Source organism: Mycobacterium sp. NGS63 (genome assembly GCF_059812295.1).
Window position 1 is genome coordinate 273713 of record NZ_JCALCJ010000007.1, and the last position, 21396, is coordinate 295108.

At 68.9% G+C, this 21396-nt stretch carries 16 protein-coding genes, 1 tRNA gene and 2 pseudogenes; 3 read left to right on the top strand and 16 right to left on the bottom strand.

Annotated features, from left to right (window positions below; genetic code table 11):
- Positions 1-20: 20 nt before the first annotated feature.
- The 4 genes from AC5Y4Z_RS19750 to AC5Y4Z_RS19765 all read right to left on the bottom strand — a co-directional run bounded on the left by AC5Y4Z_RS19750 (position 21) and on the right by AC5Y4Z_RS19765 (position 3239).
- Positions 21-1505 (bottom strand): flavin-containing monooxygenase, encoded by a 1485-nt coding sequence (locus tag AC5Y4Z_RS19750; RefSeq protein ID WP_499966342.1) that lies wholly within the window; start codon positions 1503-1505, stop codon positions 21-23.
- A gap of 61 nt (positions 1506-1566) precedes the next feature.
- Complete coding sequence (locus tag AC5Y4Z_RS19755) at positions 1567-2190, bottom strand: RES family NAD+ phosphorylase (RefSeq protein WP_499966344.1); 624 nt, start codon at positions 2188-2190, stop codon at positions 1567-1569.
- A complete protein-coding gene (locus AC5Y4Z_RS19760) occupies positions 2187-2693 on the bottom strand; it encodes a hypothetical protein (protein ID WP_499966345.1) in 507 nt (168 codons plus the stop codon). The genes AC5Y4Z_RS19755 and AC5Y4Z_RS19760 overlap by 4 nt, the downstream gene beginning before the upstream one ends.
- A 54-nt stretch (positions 2694-2747) precedes the next feature.
- On the bottom strand, positions 2748-3239 hold the full coding sequence (locus tag AC5Y4Z_RS19765; protein WP_499966347.1) for a YajQ family cyclic di-GMP-binding protein: 492 nt from the start codon (positions 3237-3239) through the stop codon (positions 2748-2750).
- A 67-nt stretch (positions 3240-3306) separates the two neighbouring features.
- Here AC5Y4Z_RS19765 and AC5Y4Z_RS19770 point away from each other — a divergent pair.
- Positions 3307-3392, top strand: a tRNA-Tyr gene (locus AC5Y4Z_RS19770).
- A 32-nt stretch (positions 3393-3424) separates the two neighbouring features.
- Here AC5Y4Z_RS19770 and AC5Y4Z_RS19775 read toward each other — a convergent pair.
- The 8 genes and pseudogenes from AC5Y4Z_RS19775 to AC5Y4Z_RS19810 all read right to left on the bottom strand — a co-directional run bounded on the left by AC5Y4Z_RS19775 (position 3425) and on the right by AC5Y4Z_RS19810 (position 15024).
- A pseudogene (locus tag AC5Y4Z_RS19775) lies at positions 3425-6516 on the bottom strand (NAD(P)-binding protein).
- A complete protein-coding gene (locus AC5Y4Z_RS19780; protein ID WP_499966348.1) occupies positions 6513-6917 on the bottom strand; it encodes an SCP-2 sterol transfer family protein in 405 nt (134 codons plus the stop codon). Before AC5Y4Z_RS19780 ends, AC5Y4Z_RS19775 begins: the two are co-directional and overlap by 4 nt.
- Positions 6910-7932 carry a hypothetical protein gene (locus AC5Y4Z_RS19785; RefSeq protein ID WP_499966349.1) on the bottom strand — a complete coding sequence of 341 codons (1023 nt, stop codon included), beginning with the start codon at positions 7930-7932 and terminating at the stop codon, positions 6910-6912. Before AC5Y4Z_RS19785 ends, AC5Y4Z_RS19780 begins: the two co-directional genes overlap by 8 nt.
- Complete coding sequence (locus tag AC5Y4Z_RS19790) at positions 7929-8198, bottom strand: hypothetical protein (protein ID WP_499966351.1); 270 nt, start codon at positions 8196-8198, stop codon at positions 7929-7931. Before AC5Y4Z_RS19790 ends, AC5Y4Z_RS19785 begins: the two co-directional genes overlap by 4 nt.
- Positions 8195-8653 (bottom strand): hypothetical protein, encoded by a 459-nt coding sequence (locus AC5Y4Z_RS19795; protein ID WP_499966353.1) that lies wholly within the window; start codon positions 8651-8653, stop codon positions 8195-8197. Before AC5Y4Z_RS19795 ends, AC5Y4Z_RS19790 begins: the two co-directional genes overlap by 4 nt.
- The gene (locus tag AC5Y4Z_RS19800; protein ID WP_499966355.1) at positions 8650-9855 is read right to left on the bottom strand and encodes a polyprenyl synthetase family protein; all 1206 of its coding nucleotides are present in this window, start codon (positions 9853-9855) and stop codon (positions 8650-8652) included. Before AC5Y4Z_RS19800 ends, AC5Y4Z_RS19795 begins: the two co-directional genes overlap by 4 nt.
- Positions 9824-10639 carry a hypothetical protein gene (locus tag AC5Y4Z_RS19805; RefSeq protein WP_499966356.1) on the bottom strand — a complete coding sequence of 272 codons (816 nt, stop codon included), beginning with the start codon at positions 10637-10639 and terminating at the stop codon, positions 9824-9826. The genes AC5Y4Z_RS19800 and AC5Y4Z_RS19805 overlap by 32 nt, the downstream gene beginning before the upstream one ends.
- 92 nt (positions 10640-10731) lie before the next feature.
- Positions 10732-15024 carry an AAA family ATPase gene (locus AC5Y4Z_RS19810; protein ID WP_499966383.1) on the bottom strand — a complete coding sequence of 1431 codons (4293 nt, stop codon included), beginning with the start codon at positions 15022-15024 and terminating at the stop codon, positions 10732-10734.
- Positions 15025-15311: 287 nt separating this feature from the next.
- Between AC5Y4Z_RS19810 and AC5Y4Z_RS19815 the strand changes: the two genes are divergently transcribed.
- Entirely contained in the window at positions 15312-16598 is a 1287-nt protein-coding gene (locus tag AC5Y4Z_RS19815; protein ID WP_499966357.1) for an NRAMP family divalent metal transporter, read from the top strand.
- Between the two features lie 6 nt (positions 16599-16604).
- On the opposite strand, the gene AC5Y4Z_RS19820 is transcribed toward AC5Y4Z_RS19815, so the two are convergent.
- Positions 16605-17864 carry a hypothetical protein gene (locus tag AC5Y4Z_RS19820; RefSeq protein WP_499966359.1) on the bottom strand — a complete coding sequence of 420 codons (1260 nt, stop codon included), beginning with the start codon at positions 17862-17864 and terminating at the stop codon, positions 16605-16607.
- A gap of 91 nt (positions 17865-17955) precedes the next feature.
- Positions 17956-18180, bottom strand: coding sequence for an AbrB/MazE/SpoVT family DNA-binding domain-containing protein (locus AC5Y4Z_RS19825; RefSeq protein WP_499966360.1), 225 nt, complete (start codon positions 18178-18180; stop codon positions 17956-17958).
- Between the two features lie 39 nt (positions 18181-18219).
- Here AC5Y4Z_RS19825 and AC5Y4Z_RS19830 point away from each other — a divergent pair, with 39 nt between their 5' ends.
- A complete protein-coding gene (locus AC5Y4Z_RS19830) occupies positions 18220-19662 on the top strand; it encodes an amidase (protein WP_499966362.1) in 1443 nt (480 codons plus the stop codon).
- A 5-nt stretch (positions 19663-19667) separates the two neighbouring features.
- Here AC5Y4Z_RS19830 and AC5Y4Z_RS19835 read toward each other — a convergent pair whose 3' ends face one another.
- On the bottom strand, positions 19668-20561 hold the full coding sequence (locus AC5Y4Z_RS19835; RefSeq protein ID WP_499966384.1) for an N-acetylmuramic acid 6-phosphate etherase: 894 nt from the start codon (positions 20559-20561) through the stop codon (positions 19668-19670).
- Between the two features lie 138 nt (positions 20562-20699).
- Positions 20700-21395 (bottom strand): annotated as a pseudogene (locus AC5Y4Z_RS19840) (BadF/BadG/BcrA/BcrD ATPase family protein); the annotation flags it as partial.
- Position 21396 lies beyond the last annotated feature (1 nt).

A 21396-nucleotide genomic window follows, 5' to 3' on the forward strand; every position in this document is an offset into this window, starting at 1 on the left:
ATCGGAGATTTAGAAGCCGTTCACCCGGCGAGTGGCGCCCGGTCGGCCACACGGCCGAACACCATCGCCTCCTCGATGCGGTCGAACCGGTAGTCGATGGCGTCGGCGAGATAGTTCTGCCGCACGTTCCACGGCCGCCTGGTGCCCGACTTGGGCAGCGCGTGCCCCGAGCGCTTCACGTAGTTGGCCTGGATGTCCCACGACGGCTTGACGTCCATCGGCTCGTCGCCGAGGTGCGGGTAGGCGTGGGTGTAGCCGTGGGAGGTCATGTGCGCCAGCAGTTTTGCCGTGGCGCGCGCGGTGATGTCGGCCCGCAGCGTCCACGAGGCGTTGGTATAGCCCACGCACCAGAACAGGTTGGGCACGTCTTCGAGCATGTGCGCCTTGTAGACGAAGCGGTCGCGGTGGTCGATCTGTTCGCCGTCCACGCTGATCGTGGCCCCACCCAAGGCCTGCAGCTGCAGACCGGTCGCGGTGACGATGATGTCGGCGTCGAGGCGCCCCCCGGACTCCAGCGCGATGCCGTTCTCGTCGAAGTGGTCGATGTGGTCGGTGACCACCTCGGCGCCGCCGTCGCTGAGGGCGTTGTAGAGGTCGGCGTCGGGGATCAGGCACATCCGCTGGTCCCACGGGTTGTAGCGCGGCTTGAAGTGGACGTCGACGGCGTAGCCGTCGGGCAGGCTGTTGATCGCCTTGCGCCGCAGCAGCCAGCGCACCAAACCCGGTGCCTTGCGGGACAAGAAGAAGAACACCGCCTCGGTCAATGCGCTGTACATCCGGACGACGAGATGGGAAGGCTTGCGGGGCAGCAGTTTACGAGACACGGCGGCGACCTTGCCGTATTTGGACGCCGAGATCAGGTACGTCGGCGAGCGCTGCAGCATCGTCACTTTCGCGGCGCGTTCGGCCAGCGACGGGATCAGCGTGACGGCGGTGGCGCCGCTGCCGATGACGACGATCTTCTTGCCGCTGTAGTCGAGGTCCTCGGGCCAGTGCTGGGGATGGATGACGGTGCCCGCGAACCGTTCGATGCCCGGAAAGTCCGGGGTGTAGCCCTCGTCGTAGTTGTAGTAGCCGCTGCCGAAGAACAGGGAGCGCCCGCGGTAGAGGCGGCGGGCGCCGTCTTGTTCGACGGTGACCGTCCAGGTGTCGGTGGACGAGTCCCAGTCGGCCGAGACGACGTCGCTGTTGAACCGGATGTTGCGGTCGATGCCGTACTTGTGCGCCGTGGCGGTCAGGTACTCGCGGATGTGTTCGCCGTCGGCGACGCCCTCCTTGCGGGTCCACGGCTCGAACGGAAACGACAGCGTGAAGATGCTGCTGTCGGAGCGAACGCCGGGGTAGCGGAACAGGTCCCAGGTGCCGCCGATCTGGGCGCGCCGCTCCAGGATGGTGTAGGTCAGGCCGGGGTTGCGCTCGGAGATGCGGTAGGCCGCGTCGATGCCGGAGATGCCCGCGCCGATGATGATGACGTCGAACTGGTCGTCCTGTGGACCCACTGTCATCGTGAACCTCGCTTAACTCTGCGGTCTCATGATGCAGCCTAGATAGTTACCGGCTGGTCGGTTACAACGGCTTCAAGAGCACGTCGACATGCAGCGGTGCGCACAGGTCGATCAGCCACATCTGATCCGCGGCGCTGGCGAAGATGCGCGCGTGGGAGGGGTCCTGGGCGAACGCCCCCGTGGTTCCGCCGCGTCGGTCGCCGAAGAACACGTACGCCTTGCTGTCATTGCACAGCCGCGACATCCACACCATGCCGTCGAGGCCGATCCCGTGCGCGGCTTCGGCCCAGCGCACGGTGTCCGGATAGGTCGAGGCCGGGCTCGACGTCACGTCGTCGGCGGTGACTTTGAGGCGTCGCAGCCCCATGCCGTGCAAGACGGCGAGGCGAAGCTCGCGGGTGACCTTAATGAGGGCGAGTGCCTTGGTGGAGTACCTGTCGTAGGACAGCTCGCCGCCTTCGGGCGGTACGTTGTGCAGCAGCGTTTCGGCGATCGCCGCCTCCTCGGTCTCCGCCGCGTACATGATCGGTATTGGGGGCTGGCCGAAGAAGCCGAACCGGGTCGCAGCGCCAATGCCCGGATTGAACTCGGTGGGCGTGCGGGTAGCCGTGAAGACGCGATATAGCAGTTGTCCCGCGGGCAGTTTCTCGATGGCCGGGTCGAACGGGGTCGGCGGCCCTTTCACCACTCGATGGCCAAGTCCTGCGCAGCCACCGCGGCGACGCGGTCCGGATCCTCGGCGAGGTGGTCCACGGGCCGATCCCCGTCGAAGTAGGTCGTCGGCGAGCACAGCCACTGCACCAGGCCGGTCTCCGACCAGTCGTTGGCCTCCGCGATCTCGCGCAGCCGGGGTATGACGGCAAGCGGCTGCCCGTCCGGTCCGAACTGGAACCCCGGGTATACGAGAGAGTTGCCCCGCCGCACCGCAAGCAGTTGGTTGTTGCTTCGGGCGGTGCTGGCGAGATTGCGCGGGGCGCGGGACCGCGACCCCATTCGTTTGCCGGCTTCGGTGCTGGTCAGCATGCCGAACTCCGCGTCGATCCGCGCGTAGAGGTTGTGCTCCGCCTGGACCGCCCGGGCGGTGGCCGGCTCGACGTAGACGGCGACCGATGCCAGGGCGGCGCCAACCGCTCGGGCGCTTTCGCGTACCCGCCGCGTCGCGTCGGCGAGATCCTCGACGGTGGTCATGGCAACCAGTTTAGATGCGTTTCGTGCATTTATAAGTAGTGCACGAACTGAACGCTACCGGTAGTTGACGAACTGCAGCGCGACGTCGAGGTCGGCCTGCTTGAGCATCGCGATGACGGCCTGCAGGTCGTCGCGCTTCTTGCTGGTGACGCGGACCTCGTCGCCCTGGATCTGGGTCTTGACGTTCTTGGGCCCCTCGTCGCGGATCAGCTTGGTGATCTTCTTGGCGTTCTCGCTGCTGATGCCCTGCTTGAGGGTGCCGGCCACCTTGTAGGTCTTGCCGGAGGCCTGCGGCTCGCCGGCGTCGAAGGCCTTCATCGAGATGTCGCGGCGGACCAGCTTCTCCTTGAAGACGTCGACGGCGGCCTTGACGCGCTCCTCGGTCGACGACGTCAGCTCGATCGCCTCGTCACCCTTCCACGCGATCGTGGTGTCGGTGCCGCGGAAGTCGAAGCGGGTGGCCAGCTCCTTGGCGGCCTGGTTGAGCGCGTTGTCGACCTCCTGGCGGTCGACCTTGCTGACGATGTCGAACGATGAGTCGGCCATGCGATCCGTCCCTTCCTCCGGTTAGCCGTTTGTGCCTTGTCTACCCGGTCGTTGTAACCTGTCTGGCGGCAGGTTGCCCGAGCGGCCAATGGGAGCGGACTGTAAATCCGTCGGCTTACGCCTACACAGGTTCGAATCCTGTACCTGCCACCACAGTCCAGGGTCAGATTTAGCCCGGCGTCCGCTCAACCCTCCCGGGGGGCGTCGGTCACCGAGAATAGCGATTTCGGCTCGGCCAGCGGCGACACAATCGGCTCGACGCGCTCCATCATGGCGGCGAAGGCCGAATTCTGCGCAAGGTGCGCCGATTCCGCCGTCGTGGTGACGGCTGCGCCCGCCGGCAGCACTGCGGGGCTGAGGCGGTCGAGATACCCGAAGGCATAGTCGGGCGGATTCAGCAGCTGCTGTGGTCTGGAGCCGAGAGTGCTGAATTCGCTTTGGTACTGGCTCGTGGGCGGCACATCGAGCAGGGGAGACGCTTGGCCGCTGATGTCGACGCTGACGTCTTGGCTCCCGCCGTAGGTCTCGGGCTGCACGTCGATCTGTTGCGGCGGCCAGGGCGCGGTCGATGCCTTGCCGGCGCCGCCCGTGGCGCCGCTCTTGCCGCCCGTGCCGTCGGATGGCCCACGGGGTTTGCCGCTGTCGCCAGTGGACCCCGGCTGTTGCGGGGTGGACGCGCTGGGTGAGCCCGGCGCTCCGGCGGCCGCCTGCTCGAGGTATTGCCGCCACGCCTGCAGGTAGCTGAACAGCTGCTGGGTGTAGTCAGTAGGCGCGGGAGGCGCCGGCGGCGCGGCCGCGGGCGTCGGGGGCATGAAGGGCGGCATGGGCGGCACGAACGGCATCCCGGGTCCCATGAACTGCCCACCGAACGGCACCGGGGGCCACATCGGCGGGGCGGCCAGGACCTGTAGGCCGGGCAGCATGGCTACCCACTGCTCCAGAAACTGTCGCCAGGCCTGCAGGTATGCGAGCGTCTGCTGGTCGTAGCCGGGTATGGGTGGATACATTTCTAACCTCCAGCGGGTGGCGGGATGAACGGCACTGGGACGGCGGGCAGCTGCGCCGTCGGCAGCTCCCAGGGAGGCGGCAGCGACCGCTGGCAATAGTCCGAATCCAGCGTGCGCAGCGTGCGGGCGTCGGCGGGCTCGCGGTTCTCGATGTCGAAGATGTAGCAGTAATCGCCGGCGGGCGTCGGCAGCCGGACCGGGCCCGACATTCCTTGGTCGAGGAAGCCGAACGGAAACTGCCACGCGAGAGTCGTCTTCTCCCGCCGATCGACGCCGCCCGATTGGACCCAGACGTAGTGATCGAGGATGGCATTGACGGCGTGGCGCGCCGACTCGCACGCCGCCTCCATCGACGTGATCCGGGTGAACGTCTTGTTCCACGTGCCCGCGAAGACCACCGAGTTGTTGTGCACCTGGTAGCCGCCGTGGCGCGCTTGCCAGACGTTGCGCTGCTCGAGATCGTCGAGCCACACCGGCTCCGGTGGTTTGGTCGTCCAGGATGTTCCCTGCGGATTCCAGGGATCGCTGCTGGGCCGGTTGTTCCAGTCCCCGACGACAGGAACGAGGTACGGCGTGTCGTTGCGAACAATGCGGCCCTGGCCCTGGCCGGGCCCGTCGGCCATCCGCAGGCCTCGGTCGAGCGCGTACCACACAGGCCACGGGATCGCCTTGTCGGCAAGCGAGTCGTCGTCGCGGGTGATGGTGGAAACAATCTGGCGCCACACCTCGGCGGCGATTTCGTCGGGCGTGCAATCACGCGCGGCCTTGGCCCGGCCGTTCTCGTCGACCACGTGGCTGGAGGGGGTGTTGAAATCCCCGATGTCGACGGAGAGCACCGAGATGTAGCCGTCGGTGTTCAAAATGGGTTGCTTTTCCCAAAATCCCTGCTGGTTGATCGACGACAAGGACCACGTCGTTCCGGAGTAGAGCATGTGTCCGCGCAGCAGCTGGAACTCGGTGTCGAAGTAATACTGGATGCCGCAAAGGGTTTGGAACCGATCCCACGGCACCCGTCCCAGCTCGTCCATGTCGTAGGGATTTCGTCGCTGCTGCGGCCTGCTCGTGGCGGGCTGCAGGGGGCCTTCGGGTGGCGGGGCGATGGTCGTGAAGCCGTCCAGCTTCGCGACCGTGCCGCCGGTGCCGGCCGCGCGCAGCGTGGTGGTGATGATTTCGGCCGCGGGTGCGTCGGCGGCGACGACGATGTAGTCGGGAGTCACCGCCGTACCGTCGGCGAACGTGATCTGCACGCGGGGCCGCAGGTGGGGCGGCTGACCCGGGGCGGCGGCCTGCGCGTCGAGGCGCATCGCGGCGTTGTGCTCGAAGCGGACGCCGAGCGCGGCGAGGTGGCGGTACCAGTGGTCGAACCACGCCTCGGTGGTGGGAGCGTTGAGCACTCCGTCGGCTTTGTTGTCGCGACGGTCCATGTTCAGATACAGCTGCAGCAAGGTCGAGACGTTGGTGCGCGCGTCGCCCCAGCGCGAGTCGAAAGCCGCTAAGAGTCTTGGCATTTCGCTCAAAAACGCGTAACAGCCGGGCGAGTAGGCGAACCGGTTGGTGTTGGTTCTGCGGTCGTAACCGACGAAGTAGTCGTAGGCCGACACGTTCTGCAGTTCTTTTGCGCGGCGCAGCGGACTGGTGACGAGGTAGCACAGCAGCCTGCTCTGCAAGGTCGCGATATCGCTTGCGGTGAAGCCGATCTCGGCAATCTGGCTGAGGGTACCGAGGAACTCCGCGAAACTGCGGGGCAGTTCGCGGGGGAAGACCAGGGACGACTTGCCCACCCCGGTCACGCCCTGGGTGATCACCCGGCGCACGTTGTCGTAGACCGTGCGTGGGGTCGGCGCCCAGCAGGTGGTGCCGCCGGCCGTGTGCCTGAGTTCGTAGACCGGGATGCGCTGGAACATGTCCCAGATATGAAGGTAGTACGCCGGAAAGAAGCGGAAGCCGTGTTCTCCGGCCACCGCACAGTCCGGGGCCCGGGGCCGGCCCCGCCGGCCGGGGAAGGGGCGCAGCTCGGCCTGGCTTCCGTCGTGCGGACCCACGGTCGAGTATTGAGACGCGGCGAGACCGCCGAGCTTGACGGGCGGGTATGTCCCGGCCGGCGCGGATCCCAGCGTGTTGCGCTCGTCCGCATGGGGCTCGTACACGGTGACGACGAAGCCGCGTTCTGAGAGTTCGTGCGCGGCGGTGAGGCCGGCGATGCCGGCACCGAGGACCGCCACCGTGGGACGTTGTTCACAGGATGCCGGTGTGCAGATGCTTTCGTTCATGACGGTCCCGCCCGAAGTTCGGACAGCAGCGCCGGCTGCGAGGGAGCCCGGACCGCAGCGTGGACGTAGGCGCGCAGCGAGTCGTGCGCACGCTCGACGTCGTCGAGCGAACCGCGGACGCTCACCGCACCCGCCTCGACGGCCTCGCCCAGCGCCATCCTGGCGTCGATCACGTCGAGGATGGTTGCGCGCGACGTGACGATCCGGGCACCGGCGACGTCGGCCGCACCGTCGGCCACGCGAATACGGTCACCACCGCGCAGCGTGAAGACTTCGCCGTCGACCTTCAGCTCGATGATCATCGGGCCAAGCTCGGCGATCAGGTGGCGATAGCTGTCGGGCACCTCGCTCTCCAGGTGCTCGACCGATCGCCGCAATAGCGATGAAACCCGTTCAGCCATGCAGGAACTCGAATACTCCGGTGCCGACGAAGTCGAACTGCTCACCCTTTACCGTGCCGCTCGCCCGGACGCTGCCGTCCGTTTCGCACAGCACGGTCGATCGGTCGAGGCATACCTCGCTCGGCTGCGCGAGGCGGGCGTAGGAACGGGAGCGGACCTCGGCGCGCACCCGGTCGCGTCCCCGCGTCGCGGTGATATCGATGCGTTCCGGGACACCCGGCACCTCGCCGTCCAGCAGAAGCCGCATGGGGGCCGGCAACGTGCAGTCGGCCGCGCGGCCAAGCGGGCCGCCCGTGCGCGCATCCACCGCGGCGTGCCGGAATATCGCTGCGGGCTCGTCGTGGTGCCACACGTAGAGCGCTCGGGAGAGGCAGCGCAGCGAACCGCGATCGGTCATCTGCACGAATACCATCGACCAGGGGTCCGCGGGCCCGTTGGGCAATATGGTTCCCCACGTCCACCCGAAGTCGTCTCCCCACCAGAACCGGCCCCAGTTGTGGTCGTGATAGGCCAGGTCGTCCTCGATCCGGTGCTCCCGGGCGCCGATTCGTAGCCATCCCGTGGCGCGCAGCCTGGGCACGAAGAGCCAGCTGACTCGGCCGGCCCCCAGCGGTTCGTTGCGGACCACGAACGGTTCGCTCGGCGAGCTGAAGTGCAGTTCACCCCGAATATCCTTGTCGGGCATGTCGATTGCCAGGCGGTAGCCATCGGGCAGCACGGTCATCCGGTTGCCGCCGATGCTCAGTTCACCCAGATCGGCCGAGACGTTGAGAGCGCTCGCGTCTAACCGCTCGACGGCGCCGTTCCAGGTCTCGTCATGAGCGATCACGATGACGCGTGGCGCGAGCCGGACTTCGTCTCCGCCGACTGCTTCATTGTTGAGGCTGAAATTGATCAGAAGCCGCACGTCTGGCCGGTGGACCACGAAGTGGTGCCACTCCTTGAAACCCGCGGGGCGGGCGGTGGCCAGCACCGGGGCGCGCAGGAAGTCGTTGCGGGCGAGCACCGCGCTCATCGCAGCCACCGCGTGGTCGGGCGCGCCGTGGCGGCCTGAACCTGTTGCGCCGTAGGCCAGTTCGCGATTCGTTCGATCGCCGCACCGATGCTGGCCAACCCGAGCAGGGCGTGCACGAAATCGTCGGCGTCGCGGTCACCCTCGGCTCGCCGGGGCCCGTCGCCGGCCAGGGTGTGCACCACTTGCGCGATTCCGGCCAGGCCAACCAGGTAGCCGATGAAATCGCTCTGGTCGGCGAGCGCCTCGCGAGGATCGGTAAGCGTCATGCGAATCCTTCGGGCCGCAGGCGAGCGAGGACGGCATCGTCGAGGCCTTGCCCGATAACGGCGTCGGCCAGCAGGTCCGCCCAGGCGTCCGAGGAAGCGCTGGACGAAGCGGGACCGCCGAGAACGTTGAGGCTCACCATTTCCCAGACGCGTCGGAGGTTCTCCACCGCTTCCGAGGCGGCCAGCGCGTCGCGCAGCCGCGCCCCGCGGGGGGTGTTCGCGTAACGCCGGCCTTCGGCAACGAGCAGGTCGTGCAGCCTCCGGGCGGCCGCGGGGTTGCCCAGCACCGCGCGGCGGGCGCCGACGAGTAGCTCGAACACCGACCGCTCCGTTTCGCCGGCCCCGTCCGGAGGGGACGGGTGCAGGCCCGGTGTCTCGCGCTCGATGAGATCGAGAGCGAGCTCGCGGATGCGTTCGAGTTCCGCCAGCATGCCCATCAGGGCTTCGGGGCTCATCGGGTTCGCCCGTGCACGTAGTCGACCAGGCTGACCAGCATGTCCCGGTGGCGGCTGGGCGGCAACCAATCGAGATCGGCAAGCGCGATGGCCGCCTGCCGCGCCTGTTCGGCGGCGACATCGCGAGCGTGGCTAAGCGAGCCTACGTGGTGCATCAATTCGTAGAGCCAACGAATGTCGTTGAGGCTCTTGGGCTCCGCGGGCTGGTGTCCCCGCAGCTGAGTTTCGAGTTCGGCGCGGCCGGCCCGGGAGAGCTGTCCGGCGGTGGTGAGCCGGTCCAGCAACGCGGTGAGTTGCAGCTCGTCGTCGGCGCTGGGTCGGCGCTTGGACAGGATCTGTACGGCGCGAGCCTGATCCCCGGGCTCGGCGCTGCGCAAGGTGTGCAACAGCATGAGGGTTCGCTTGCCCTCCCAGAGGTCGCCGCCGATCTCCTTGCCGTACTCCTCAGGGTCCGCCCGCAGGTTGAGCAGGTCGTCGGTGATCTGGAAGGCGGCTCCGAGATGCCGCCCGAGGGACTCCAGGGCCGCCAACCGCTCGGGTCCGGCGCCGGCCGCGATCGCGCCGGCCTGCAGTGGCGTGATGAACGAGTACCAGCTGGTTTTGAGTTCCACCATTTTGAGATAGTCATCGTCGTCGAGCTGCCAGGTATTAGACCGGACCCACTCCAGCTCCAGCGCTTGTCCGTCGACGGTCAGCCGCGTCATCTTCGCGACGGCGCGCAGGATGCGCAGCGCGGGCCCCAACCCGACGCGCTCGACGTTGTCCAGTAGCGGCTGTAGTGACAGCGACAGCATGGCGTCGCCGACGTTGACGGCGATCGGCACACCGTGGTCGATGTGCAGCGTGGGTTTGCCGCGCCGCCACCATGATTCGTCCTCGATGTCGTCGTGGATCAGAAAGGCGTTGTGGTAGAGCTCGAGGGTCGCGGCGGTCGGAAGTATCGCTTCGAGGTGGCCGCCGAGGCCGAGGCAGGTGGCGATGCTCAGCGCTGGGCGCAGCGCCTTCCCGCCGCGCAGCGGGTAGTCGAGGATCAGGTCGTAGAGCCCGTTGGTCCCGCGGTCACCCGGCCCGTAGAGCCGGTCGATCTCGCCGTCTGTGGCCTCCTTGCAGAGGGCGAGATAATCGTCGAGCGGGTTGCAGGCCGCCGGGCTCGTGCCGCCGTAACGTGAGTCACTCTTTGAGAGCGACGAGGCCTGCGGCATCGGTGATCCTCAATGCGTAACGGATCCGTGGGGAGATTTGGATTGCGCCCGTGCCGGTTTCGCCGTCGACCTCCAGGCTGGGGAGGGCACTGACCGCGAGGTCCACCGGCTCCTCACCGGGCGACGCCTCCGGCGCCGCGCCTTGGGCGATCCGCCGGCGACGGCCAAGGAGGACCATCCGGATCTTCGATGCGTTGATCGCACCGCTGGCGGACCCGTCGAGTGGGTCGAATCGGTACACCGAGTTGATATTCGCCGCGGCCAGAATCTGCTGAAAGAGGTTGTAGTAGCCGCTGACCAACTGGTTGAGCTTTTGGAGCCCCACGGTATTGGTGATCAGGCAGGAAGGCGCTCGATAGCCGGCGTTCTCGACGAGCACGCGGGCGGTGATCAGCGCGTCTTGCAGGTTCTGTGCGGTGGTGCCCGAGACGGTGATGGCGTTTGCGCCCGTCGGCTTTTTGTAGCACTGCTGGAGGACGTCGGTGTCAAAGTTGGTGGCCAGCGTCGTGGTTGCCTGCATCGCTCCCGTGACCAGCGCGTCGGGGGTCGGCGCGATCGCCTCGGCGACTGTCAGCTGGGCCGTTGGTTGCGCGCCCCCAGGAGCCGGCGGCGGGCCGAGGGGGAGAAAGCCCGCGGACGCGCCCAGCAGGCCATTGGCGACGTTGAGTTGGCCTGGGTCGCCGGTGTCCCAGTGCGGGACGGCTTGCCAGGCAATGCTGCAGTGCAGGAATGTTTCGCGAAGGCCCTGGTTGGCGACGGCCAAGTGTTCAGCGCTGAAGTACATGGGTGCGACTCCTCACTGTCGCCCAAATCATTACAGACAACGACACTTATTGCGATGCACCTGACGGCATTTTCAGAAAGTGGAGTAGCGCGCTACTTGTTCAGGAGCGCTATTTCTTGGCCAGGGGACATTTCGCCGCGAGCAATTGCGTCGCAGTGCGCTATATGCAACGGTGCGACGGGGTCGTCGGGAAGCAATTCGAGGCACCGTTCGAAGGCGGCGCGTGCCGCCTCGACCTCACCGGCATCGAACACCGCGAAGGCCGCGTCGAAGGCGGGCTGCGCGGAGCGCTTCGCGTCGCGAAGCGGAACCGAATCCTCGTTGTACACCTCATAAATCGTCACCGGCCGGCGCCGGTTGACCACCATGACGCGCTCCATGCGCCGGACATCGAACCGTTCCGAACGATCGAGGCGACCGTAGGTCCGGTCGGAGATCAGCAAGGATGAGCCGTAACGCTTGTTGGTGCTTTCGATGCGAGCGGCCAGGTTCACCGCATCGCCGATGATGGTGAGCACCATGCGGTTCACGCCGCCGACGAGCCCGACTCCCACGGCGCCGGTGTTGATGCCGATGCCCGCCCGCAGTTCCTCGGAGCCCAGCGCCGTCCGCTCCCGGTTGTGCTCCCGCAGGGAGCGCAGCATGGCCAACCCCGCGCGCACGGCGTCGGGCTCCGAGTCGAAGACGGCGACGATCTCGTCCCCGCGCACGTCCTGGATCATGCCGTTGTAACTGATGATCGGGAGCTCGACGGCGCGCAGAAAACCCATCGCCAAGTTGCTCGCTTCCGCGACGTCCATGTCCTCGAGCATCGTCGTGTAGCCGCGGATGTCGCTGATGAGCACCGTCATCTCGCGTTCCACCCGGTAGCCGGCCCGGACGCGGCGAAGGTCGTCGATGTCCAGGATGCGCAGCAGTTCGTTGGGCACGAATCGCGATTGCACGTCCATGAGGGACTGCCGGTACTCGTCGGCGGCCCGCAGCCGCGCCTCGAGCTGAAAGTTCCACAGCGGCGCGGCGGCCTGGGCGCACAGGAAGGCGACCGCCTCCGCGTGCTCGGCGGCGAAGTTCCCGCCGGGCTCGTCCTGCTCGGCGTAGATCACCCCAATTGTGCTGTCGTGCAGACGTATTGGAACGGCCAGGACCGCGGAGCGTCCGTCGGCCGCGGCGACGACGGGCGAGCCGCCGTCGATCGCGCGGCGCACCGCGTCCCCGTCGTAGGCCACCTCGGTCCACGGCCCCTCCACGATCGAGATGTCGCCGTGGTCGTTGCTGGCCCGGACCGACAGATTGTCGGCGTCGCCGGTGATGAGCAGGACGCGGCCCGCGCCGGTCGTATGCGCGACTGAACCCAGGATGATGTTGGCCAGGCCGTCCGCGGTCCGCGCCGCCGACAGGGCGCGCAACAGCTCGTGCGCGCCGACCGGGTCGATGCCGGCCGAATCCGTCTTAAGATCGCGTCGAAGCAGCCAGGAGTGTTCCTTCGCGAGCCGGTCCGTGCGCACCGCGAAACCGAGGTTGAGCCAGCGCTGGTAGGCCAACCGCAGCATGTGTTCCTGAAGCGTTTTCCGCCCGGTCTCTGCGTAGAGGGCGGCGGCCTCCTCGTGCGCGCGCGCACCGATCGTCGGAAGCCGGTTCTCCTCGGCCAACTCGATCGCTTGGTGCAGGTAGCGCTCCGCCTTGCCGTGTTGCCCGCGCGCTCGCGCCCACGCCCCCTGGATCAGGGCATACGGGGCCGCGTAGTTTTCCGGTGCGCCGGCCGCCCACTTGCGGTGCAACGCCAGGGTCTGGCGCACAAACCGGGCCGTCGAGGCATCTCGCGGTGCGCACTCGATCATGCTCAGCGCGCCGATCAGGTAAATGAGTTGGGCGACCGCGGTGCCCGCCATACCGCCGATGTGCTCGATTGCCTCCGGTGTGGCGGCCGCCGCGCCGGCGTTGTCGCCGCACCAGAAGTGCAGGCCCTGCTGCCTGGCGGCGACGGCGCTCAGGGCCACCTCGTCGCCCTCGCGGCGGGCCGCCGGCAGCACCTCGCGCTCGTCGAACCCGCTCTCGCCGGCGACGAGGAAGGGATCAGCGCTGCGGCCCATCAAATTCAGGCAATACTGATGGGTCCCCTGGCAAAGAGCGCTGGGCACCGGCTGGGAACGGATGTGGGGGACGAGGGAACTGGCGAGCGCGTCGATCTCCGGGAGCGGGCGACCGACCCAGATCGATTGGGAGAGCAGGGTCGCGACCAGGAACCCGGCGTATTCCTGGTCGCCCTGGTCGAGCGCCTCCTCGACGGTGTCGCGAAGTTGGCTCAGGCCGTCGCGCAGGGGATGGCGCCAGTGGCGGATGAAGTTCAGGTGCATGAACACCGTTTGAGGCCGGGCCTTCCGGAATTCGGGGCGCTCCGCAAGGAGCATGGCCACCTCGCCGAAGCGCTGGCTACCGGCGTGCTCACCGAGTACCGCGAGGAGAACCCCGTATCCGCCGATGACCAGCGGCGAGGATGGAGTGTGGCCGTGGGCCAGCGTGAGGTCGAGTTGCTTTCGCACGAGCAAGGGCAAGAGGTTGGGCCGGATGAGGTAGGACAAGTTGCACAGTTCGGCGACAATCGGGTGGATCTCGATGACGCGCCGGTCCTCGCAGAGCGGCAGCCGCAGCAGCCGTTCGTTGCTCCAGCGGCGCATCGTAAGCCGCATCCGGACGATCGCATTGCCCATGCGCGGCTTACCCGCGTCGGCCGGCACCCTTTCGCCAAGCTCGTCGAGCGCTCGAAGCCCGATCTCGAGCGCCTCCTGGAGGCGGTTCTCCGTGATTCGCCCTTTGAGCCGAAGGTAGGCGAGACGGGCGCGGTCTGGGGGCTCGCGCAGGAGCTCATCTGCCTCGTCGAGCAGCGCGTTCAGCACCGCTACGTCACCGACCAGCAGCGCGGCGTCCGCGGCGTCGAGCTGCAGCTCGCGGGTCACCGAAAAGTGTGCCGCCCAACGGCGTTCGCCGAGCAGGTCCAAGGCGTTGCGGCAGTACTCGAGCGCCAGCGGGAATGAGGCTTGCGCCTTCGCTTTTCGCGCCGCGCGCCGCAGTACCTCGACGAACCGCACGCGCTCGGCGTCGTCGGCGAGCCCGCGCCCGCCGATGCCGACGTGGCGCGCGGCCTCGAACAGCCGGTCGTCCCCCCGCCCGACGAGCCACCGACCGATGCGCAGGTGGGCCTCGCGCTGGGCGTCGTCCGACATGCCGTCCCGCGCAGCCTCGGCCACCCGGTCGTGGCTGAAGCGGTATCGGGCGTCACGGCTGATCGCGTTGGTGATCCGCCTGCCGCCGCTGTCGACGGCCTCGAGCAGGCGAAGCTCGAGGCACGCCCAGAGCGCCTGCGCCACCACGTCGGGGGCTTCCCCGGCCGCGGCGGTGGCGTCGTCCAGGTCGAACTCACCGCCGATGCAGGCCAGCGAGCTCAGCAGCGCCCGATCGTTGGGGCGCAGCTGGTCGAGGTAGCGGCCGAGGAATTCGGCCGCCGTGGCGGTCACCTCCATCGACGCGAGCACACGCAGGTCCCAACTGGGGCGTCCGCCCGCGCCAACGGCGGTGAGCGCGCCTTCGCGTTGCGCGCGATACAGCAGCTGACGAACCTGCAGCGGATTGCCCCCCGTCCGATGCTGGAACTCCGCGGCCACATCACCAAGTTCCACTCCGCTGCCGGACACCGCCGCGAGCAGCTCCTCGATGTCCTCACTGGAGAGGGGGCCGAGTTCGATGCTGCGCAGGTTCGCCGAGCCGAGACCCGCTGCGCCCGAGTCGAATTCGCCCGCCCGGTGCGCCCCGAGCACCAAGACGTTGCGGAGCGATACCGTCAACAGTTCGGACAACAGCAGTAGCGTGTCGCGATCGGCCCACTGCAGGTCGTCGATCGCCAGCACCACGGGACGATACGCCGCGGTATCGGACAGCAACCGGATGACGGCGCGGTGCAGCCGTCGGCGGGCGTCCGCCGCGTCGAGGTCCGCCGCCGGCTGGGGGACCTCGCCGAGCACGCGCGCCAGGTCGGGGACGAGCTCCCCGAGGATTCCGGCGATCGACGACACCCCGGCGACGATGTCGGCGCGCCAGCCGTCGTATTCGGCGGGCCCGGTGGCCTCCATCGTGCGAACCAGCGAGCCGAGAGCGTCTCCCAGCGCCGAGTAGGGGGCCGGCGCCCCGTCCCGGCACCGCCCGTAGGCAAATACGCAGTCGCGCCCGGACACCTCCGCGCCGAACGCCTGAACGAGCGTCGACTTGCCAAGTCCCGGCGCCCCGCTGAGCAGGACGCATTCTCCGCCGCCGCGTCCCGCCGCTTCCACGGCTGCCCGGAGTTCGCTGAACTCCTGCCGCCGGTCGACCACCCGACCCTCGATGTCGAGCAGTGGAGTCGTCATGTTGCTGAGTCCACGGCGACGGGCGCCGTCCGTCGGACGGCGCTGCAACGGGATCGCGGGGTGAAGCCCGTGTACATGCCGAGGTCCCCTCTACCGGAACTGTCGATTTATCGTAGTGACCCCTCGCGCGTTGGGGAACTTTGCGGAGGCGGTCGGCGTGTTTGCTGTGCCCGGCGGGCAACCGGGCGACGCGGTGCCGCAGAGCTTAGGGTAGCCTTACTTGGTCCGGCGAACGGTTGGCCGGGCCCTGCCGTCGCATGAAGGAGGTCGTCGGGGTGACCGAAACGACCACGCCGGCGACCGATGCGGTCGAGACGTCCGCATCGGTGTCGCGCCGCCGTTGGCTGCGCTGGGGGCTGCTGACGGTCTGGGGCCCGGGGCTGGTCGTGATGCTGGCCGACACCGACGCGGGATCGCTGATCACCGCGTCACAATCCGGCGCCCAGTGGGGCTACCGGATGGTGCTGCCGCAGCTGATCTTGATGCCGATCCTGTATGTCGTGCAGGAGATGACGGTGCGGCTGGGCATCGTCACCAAACGGGGGCACGGCGCCCTGATCCGGGAACGGTTCGGTCGCTTCTGGGCATGGGTGTCGGCGTTCACGTTGTTCGCCTCGGCGATCGGGGCGCTGCTGACCGAATTCGCCGGTGTCGCGGGGGTGGGGGAACTGTTCGGCGTGTCGCGCTGGGTGAGCATCCCGGTGGCGACCGCCGCGCTGCTGGCCCTGGCGTTGACGGGCAGCTACCGCCGCGTCGAACGCATCGGCCTCGTCGTCGGCGCTGCCGAACTGGCCTTCCTGGTCGCCATGGTGATGTCGCGGCCCGAGCCCAAAGCCCTTGTGGAGGGCCTGAAGTCGATGCCGCTGGGCAACTCGTCGTATCTGCTGCTGGTCGCGGCCAACGTCGGCGCCGTCATCATGCCCTGGATGATCTTCTACCAGCAGGGGGCGGTCGTGGATAAGCACTTGTCGATGGCCACGATTCGCCAGGCCCGGCACGACACCGCCGCCGGCGCCGTGCTGACCCAGCTGATCATGATCGCGGTCGTGGTCACCATGGCGGGGACGCTCGGGAAGCACAACGACGGCGCGGCGCTGGAGACCGTCGGCCAGATCGCCGGCGCGCTCACCCCGTACCTCGGCCACGTCGGTGGCACCGTCCTGTTCGGCCTCGGCATGCTGGGCGCGGCGCTGGTCGCCGCGATCGTGGCCTCGCTGGCCGGCGCGTGGGGGCTCTCGGAGGTCTTCGGGTGGCGGCACACACTCAACGAGCGGCCCAGCCGCACGACCGCCAAGTTCTACCTCACCTACGGGCTCGCCCACGTGATCGGGGCCGTGCTCGTATTGGCCAGTGTCGATCTGGTCAACCTGGCCGTCGACGTCGAGGTGATGAACGCGCTGCTGCTGCCGATCGTGCTGGGGCTGCTGCTGGCGCTGGAGGCCCGGGCGCTGCCCGAGGAATGGCGCATGCGTGGGCTGCACAAATACGTCGCGCGCGGCCTGTGCGTCGTCGTGATGGCCTTCGGGCTGTACATGGTCCCGCAGGCCCTCGGCTGGGCCTGAGCCCGCTTAGAACCAGGGCCCGGGAAAGTGGCCGTCCTGGTCTTGCACCATCACGATGTCCTTGCAGTCGCCGCCGGCGCTGTTCTCACCGCGGCACACCAGCGTCCAGCCGGATATCCGCGCGAACGGGCGCACCGACCAGGTCGTCGAGATCGGCTCGGTGGCGGGTAGTGCGACGACGGCGAACGTGTTGCCGGTGTGGGTGATGTAGAGGTGGTCTTCGAAAAACGCCAACTTCGCGATCGACATCTTCTGCGCGTCGTCGCGCGACTTCAGCAAGTCCCAGTGCTGGCTGCGCAGGTTCCACACCCCGAACCCGAACTGTGAGTCACCGGAGTTGCGGCCGTCGACGAAGAGCTTTCCGTCCGACAGCGTGGCTGCCAGCCCGCCGCCGGAAATCCGTTCCGAATCACCCACCTTGACAAGGGATTTGGCGTTCAGGTCAAAAAACGTCGTCGACACCGGGCTGCCCGGATCCCGGCGCGTGATCTTCACCAGTTTGTCCGGACCGTCGGACAGCTCGGCATCGACGGACTGGATGTCGTTGTCCTGATAGATTGCTTCCCCGCTCGGCCGGCGCAGCTCCGCGCCGGTATTCCGTTGGAACGCAAGGACGTCCTGCCACACCCGGCCGGGCTGCGGGTCGTTCCACATCATCGACAGATCGGAGCCGGAAAGGAGCGCGGTTCGGGGCGGCGACGCGGCGCCATGCCCGTCGGTGAACGCGTCGACCCAGGCCACGCCGGACGCGGTCGAGACCAGCTGCCATTCCTTCGGTGCGGTCAGTTTCAGGTCAGGCGTCGGTGGTTGCAGCTCCTTGGTCACCACCGGCTGGCTCGCGTGCAGATCGAAAGCGTATGCGGTGGTCGCTTTTTCGGTCGTCACCACATAGACCACCCGCATGTCGTCGCCCGCGCCCGTCAGCGCGCAGATGCCGCCGGTGACCCGCTCGCCGGGCGGCGTCGTGGGAACGCCCGGCGCCACGTATTGCCCGGTTTTGGTGTCGAAAACCTTGGGTCGGATGTCCTCGAGTGCGGTGTTGGCTTGCGCGAATTTCTCGGGGCAGCCGAAGTATGCCGTTCCGCCATAGCTTTTCCAGTCCTTCTGCAGCGGGCCGGTCACCGGCGGCGGTGGGGGAGCCGAAGATGTGGTGGTCTTGGTGCTCGAGGTGGTCGGTGTGGCCGGGGGCGGACCCGCGGTCTCCGAACAGGACGCGACGACGAGAGCGATGCCCGCCGCGATCAGGGCGAGCCTGGGTGTGGACACGTCGTAACCCCCGTTAAGTTCGTGCAACCCATGAGCGTAAGGCGGGTGCGCGGCCACCGCGACCCGAGGCCGCGGCCCCGGTGGTCGCCGTCTAGTTGTCGCCGCGGGTCAGCGCCAGGATTTCGTCGGTGCTCATCGCGACGGTGCCGCGACCGCGCATCCGGCGTGTGATCGCGGTGCCGTCGGCACGGTTCACACACACCAGCCGGGCGCCGCGCTCGTCGAGCTCGAATTCGACCTCGGAACCCGCTTCGATGCCGAGCATGCGTCGCACTTCGCGCGGAATCGTTATCTGTCCTTTGCTGGTCACCCGCATGAGCGCCAGCCTAGGGATGGCCGTGGTAGACCAATTGGCGTGACTAGCCTCGCCGAAGAGACCCGCTGGATGGACGCCACCGACCAGGCGGCGCTGGTGGCCAACGGCGAGGTCACGCCGGGCGAGCTGCTCGAGGCGGCGATCGAGCGGATCGAGCGGTCCAACCCGGCATTGAACGCGGTCGTCATCGAATGGTTCGACCACGCCCGGTCCGTCGCCGCCGACCCCGACCTGCCCGCCGGGCCGTTTCGCGGCGTCCCGTTTTTGCTCAAGGACCTCTACACGAGTTTCGCCGGCCAGACGCTGTCGAATGGCAACGGCGCGCTGAAACGGGCGGGCAAGATCGACACCGCCGACACCACCTTGGTCGCCCGGTTCAAGGCCACCGGGCTGGTGATCGCCGGGCGGACCAACAGCCCTGAGATGGGCAGCCTGCCGACCACGCAGCCCCTGGCCTGGGGGCCGACCCGCAACCCGTGGTCTCTGGATCGCACGCCGGGCGGGTCGAGCGGCGGCGCGGCCGCGGCGGTGGCCGTCGGGATGGTGCCGTTCGCCAACGCCTCCGACGGCGGCGGCAGCATCCGGATCCCGGCGTCGTGCTGCGGCCTGGTGGGACTCAAGCCGAGCCAGGGCCGGATCACGGTCGGCCCGGTGCGGGCGGAAACCGGGCTGGGCGTCGAGCTGTGCGTCAGCCGTACGGTGCGCGACACCGCTGCACTGCTCGACGCGGTGCGGGGCCCCGGAATCGGCGACTCCGTCATCGCCCCGGCGCCGCAGCGCCCGTACACCGAAGAGGTCGGCGCCGACCCGGGCCGGCTGCGGATCGGGCTGCTCGACGTGCATCCCCGCGACGGTTTCCTGCACGACGACTGCGTCGCGGCGGTGCGCGCGGCGGCGTCGGCGCTGGAGAGCCTCGGGCATTTCGTCGAGCCGGCGTGGCCGGGCTGTCTCGCCGACACGACGTTGGTCGGGAAGTTCATGGCGCTGTGGGCCGTCCAACTGGCGATGGCGGCGCGCGGGTTCAGCGAGACGCTCGGCCGCGAGGTCACCGCGGACGACATCGAGCCGGTGAATTGGGTATTGATCGAGCGGGCGCAGCAGGTGAGCGCCGTCGACTACGCCGCCGCCCAGGCCGCGGCCTACGCCTTCCGGCGTGCGCTGCAGCAGTGGTGGGCCGATGGCTGGGACCTGCTGCTCACGCCGACGGTCGCCGAACCGCCTTTATTACTCACCGAATTCGAGAACAATCCCGCGCGTCCGACGGCACCGATGCGCCGCGGCGGTGAGTTCGCCTCGTTCACACCGCCGTTCAACATGAGCGGGCAGCCGGCGATCAGCCTGCCCCTGCACCGCACCGCCGATGGCCTGCCCATCGGCGTCCAGCTGGCCGCGGCCTACGGGCGCGAGGATGTGCTGATTCGCGTTGCGGCACAACTGGAATCGGCCCATCCGTGGGCATCCGTGCGTCCGGCGATCCCCTGAGCGGCTTACGTCCCCCGTAGCGCGGCGCGCACGTGTCCGCGCGCCCGCTCGAGCCGGGCGGCGGCCTCGGCCGCGTCGACGCCCGCGAGCAACGCGACGATCGCGGTCTTGGCGTGCCCGCCCGCCGCGGCGAGCGCGGCCGTGGCGGCCTCCTCGTCGACACCGGCCGCGTCGCGCACGATCCGCACCGCGCGGCGGCGTAGCTTCGCGCTGGTCGCGCGCACGTCGACCATCCGCGGTCCGTAGGCTCTGCCCAGGGCGATCATCACGCTCGTCGACAGCGCGTTGAGCGCGACCTTTTGGGCCGTCCCGGCGGTCAGCCGCGTGGAGCCGGCGAGCACCTCGGGCCCCGTCAGCAGCTCGATCACGAGGTCGGCGGACGCCTCGCTGCCCGCGTTGTTGACGATCGCGACGGTCAGCGCCCCGGCCGCGCGCGCGTGCTCGAGCGCGCCGAGCGCGTACGGCGTGCGGCCCGACGCCGTGATCGCGACGAGCGCGTCGGCGGCGGTCAGGTCGGCCAGGTCGGCGGGGTCGAAGCCGTCCTCCGCGCCCTCGATCGCCGCGGTCAAAGCCGCTGGGCCGCCGGCGATCACGCCGCGCACGAGGTCGGTGCCGAATGTCGGCCCGCACTCGGCCGCGTCGAGCACGCCCAGGCGTCCGGGTGTTCCCGCGCCGGCGTAGATGAGGCGGCCGCCGCGCTGCAGCCGCGCGGCGATCGCCTCGGCCGCCGCCGCGATCCCCGGGACCGCGGCCGCCACCGCGGCGTTCGCGTCGCCCTCGGCCGCGACCAACAGCGCGACCAGTTCCGCGATGGGCCGCGCATCGAGGTCGTCCAGGCCCGGCCGCGCGGCCTCGGTGGCGAGCCCGTCGAGCCGGTGCGGGGCGGGAGCGGACTGCACGCGGATCAGATGTGGCTCGTGGATCGGCCCGAGGCGCAGCGCGCCGTCGAGCGCGTCGCCCGCGGCCGGGACGAGGTCGAGCCGCGCGCGCAGCGCCTCGACACCTGCCAGGCCGCCGACCATGGCCACCGGGCCACCGCCGGCCGCGCGGGCCGTCGCGGCGAGCGCCTCGGCGGCGGCACTGACGATCGCCGACGCCTCGGCGTCGCGCTGGGCGGTGAGGACGTCGGGTGCGAAGGAGGCCAGGGCGGCGGCGCCGGTGAGCTGCGCGGGCCAGGTTTCCGGCGGTCCGAAACGGGCCCGGGCCGCGTCGAGCAGCGTGGTGGACGGGCCGCGGCCGTCAAGGGCGCGCAGCGCCGCGCGCAGCCCGGCGGACCCGATCCACGCGCCGCCGCCCTCGTCGCCCAGCCACGGACCCCAGCCGTCGACAGTGCGCAGCGCACCGTCCGCACCGATCGCGAGCGCCACGACGCCGGTGCCCGCGATCAGCACGACGCCTGGCTTACCGTTCAGCGCGCCGGCATGCGCGAGTACGGCGTCGCTGGTGACCGCGACGCGCTTGGCCCGCAGGGAGGTCAGCAGCGAATTGCCCAGGGCGCGAGCCGCTTCGGGCGCCGTCAGCGCCCCAGCGGCCCCCACGATCACCTCGTCGATCGGGCCGAGCTGACGCGCCACAGCCACGATCGCGGCCTCCGCCGCGCGCACCCCGCCCGGGGCAGCCAGCCCCGGCGCACCGGCCCCCTCCGCCCGCCGCCCCGCGGCAGCGGCCCGGCAGGACGTCTTGCCCAGATCGACGGCCAGGATCACCGCGCCTCCTCCCGCGAGCTGCACCACC

What these genes read in the sequence shown, in the direction of transcription:
- AC5Y4Z_RS19750 (WP_499966342.1), bottom strand. Translation starts at nt 1,505, where the DNA reads ATGACAGTGGGTCCACAGGACGACCAGTTCGACGTCATCATCATCGGC.
- AC5Y4Z_RS19760 (WP_499966345.1), bottom strand. Translation starts at nt 2,693, where the DNA reads ATGACCACCGTCGAGGATCTCGCCGACGCGACGCGGCGGGTACGCGAA.
- AC5Y4Z_RS19765 (WP_499966347.1), bottom strand. Translation starts at nt 3,239, where the DNA reads ATGGCCGACTCATCGTTCGACATCGTCAGCAAGGTCGACCGCCAGGAG.
- AC5Y4Z_RS19780 (WP_499966348.1), bottom strand. Translation starts at nt 6,917, where the DNA reads ATGGCTGAACGGGTTTCATCGCTATTGCGGCGATCGGTCGAGCACCTG.
- AC5Y4Z_RS19785 (WP_499966349.1), bottom strand. Translation starts at nt 7,932, where the DNA reads ATGAGCGCGGTGCTCGCCCGCAACGACTTCCTGCGCGCCCCGGTGCTG.
- AC5Y4Z_RS19790 (WP_499966351.1), bottom strand. Translation starts at nt 8,198, where the DNA reads ATGACGCTTACCGATCCTCGCGAGGCGCTCGCCGACCAGAGCGATTTC.
- AC5Y4Z_RS19795 (WP_499966353.1), bottom strand. Translation starts at nt 8,653, where the DNA reads ATGAGCCCCGAAGCCCTGATGGGCATGCTGGCGGAACTCGAACGCATC.
- AC5Y4Z_RS19800 (WP_499966355.1), bottom strand. Translation starts at nt 9,855, where the DNA reads ATGCCGCAGGCCTCGTCGCTCTCAAAGAGTGACTCACGTTACGGCGGC.
- AC5Y4Z_RS19805 (WP_499966356.1), bottom strand. Translation starts at nt 10,639, where the DNA reads ATGTACTTCAGCGCTGAACACTTGGCCGTCGCCAACCAGGGCCTTCGC.
- AC5Y4Z_RS19825 (WP_499966360.1), bottom strand. Translation starts at nt 18,180, where the DNA reads ATGCGGGTGACCAGCAAAGGACAGATAACGATTCCGCGCGAAGTGCGA.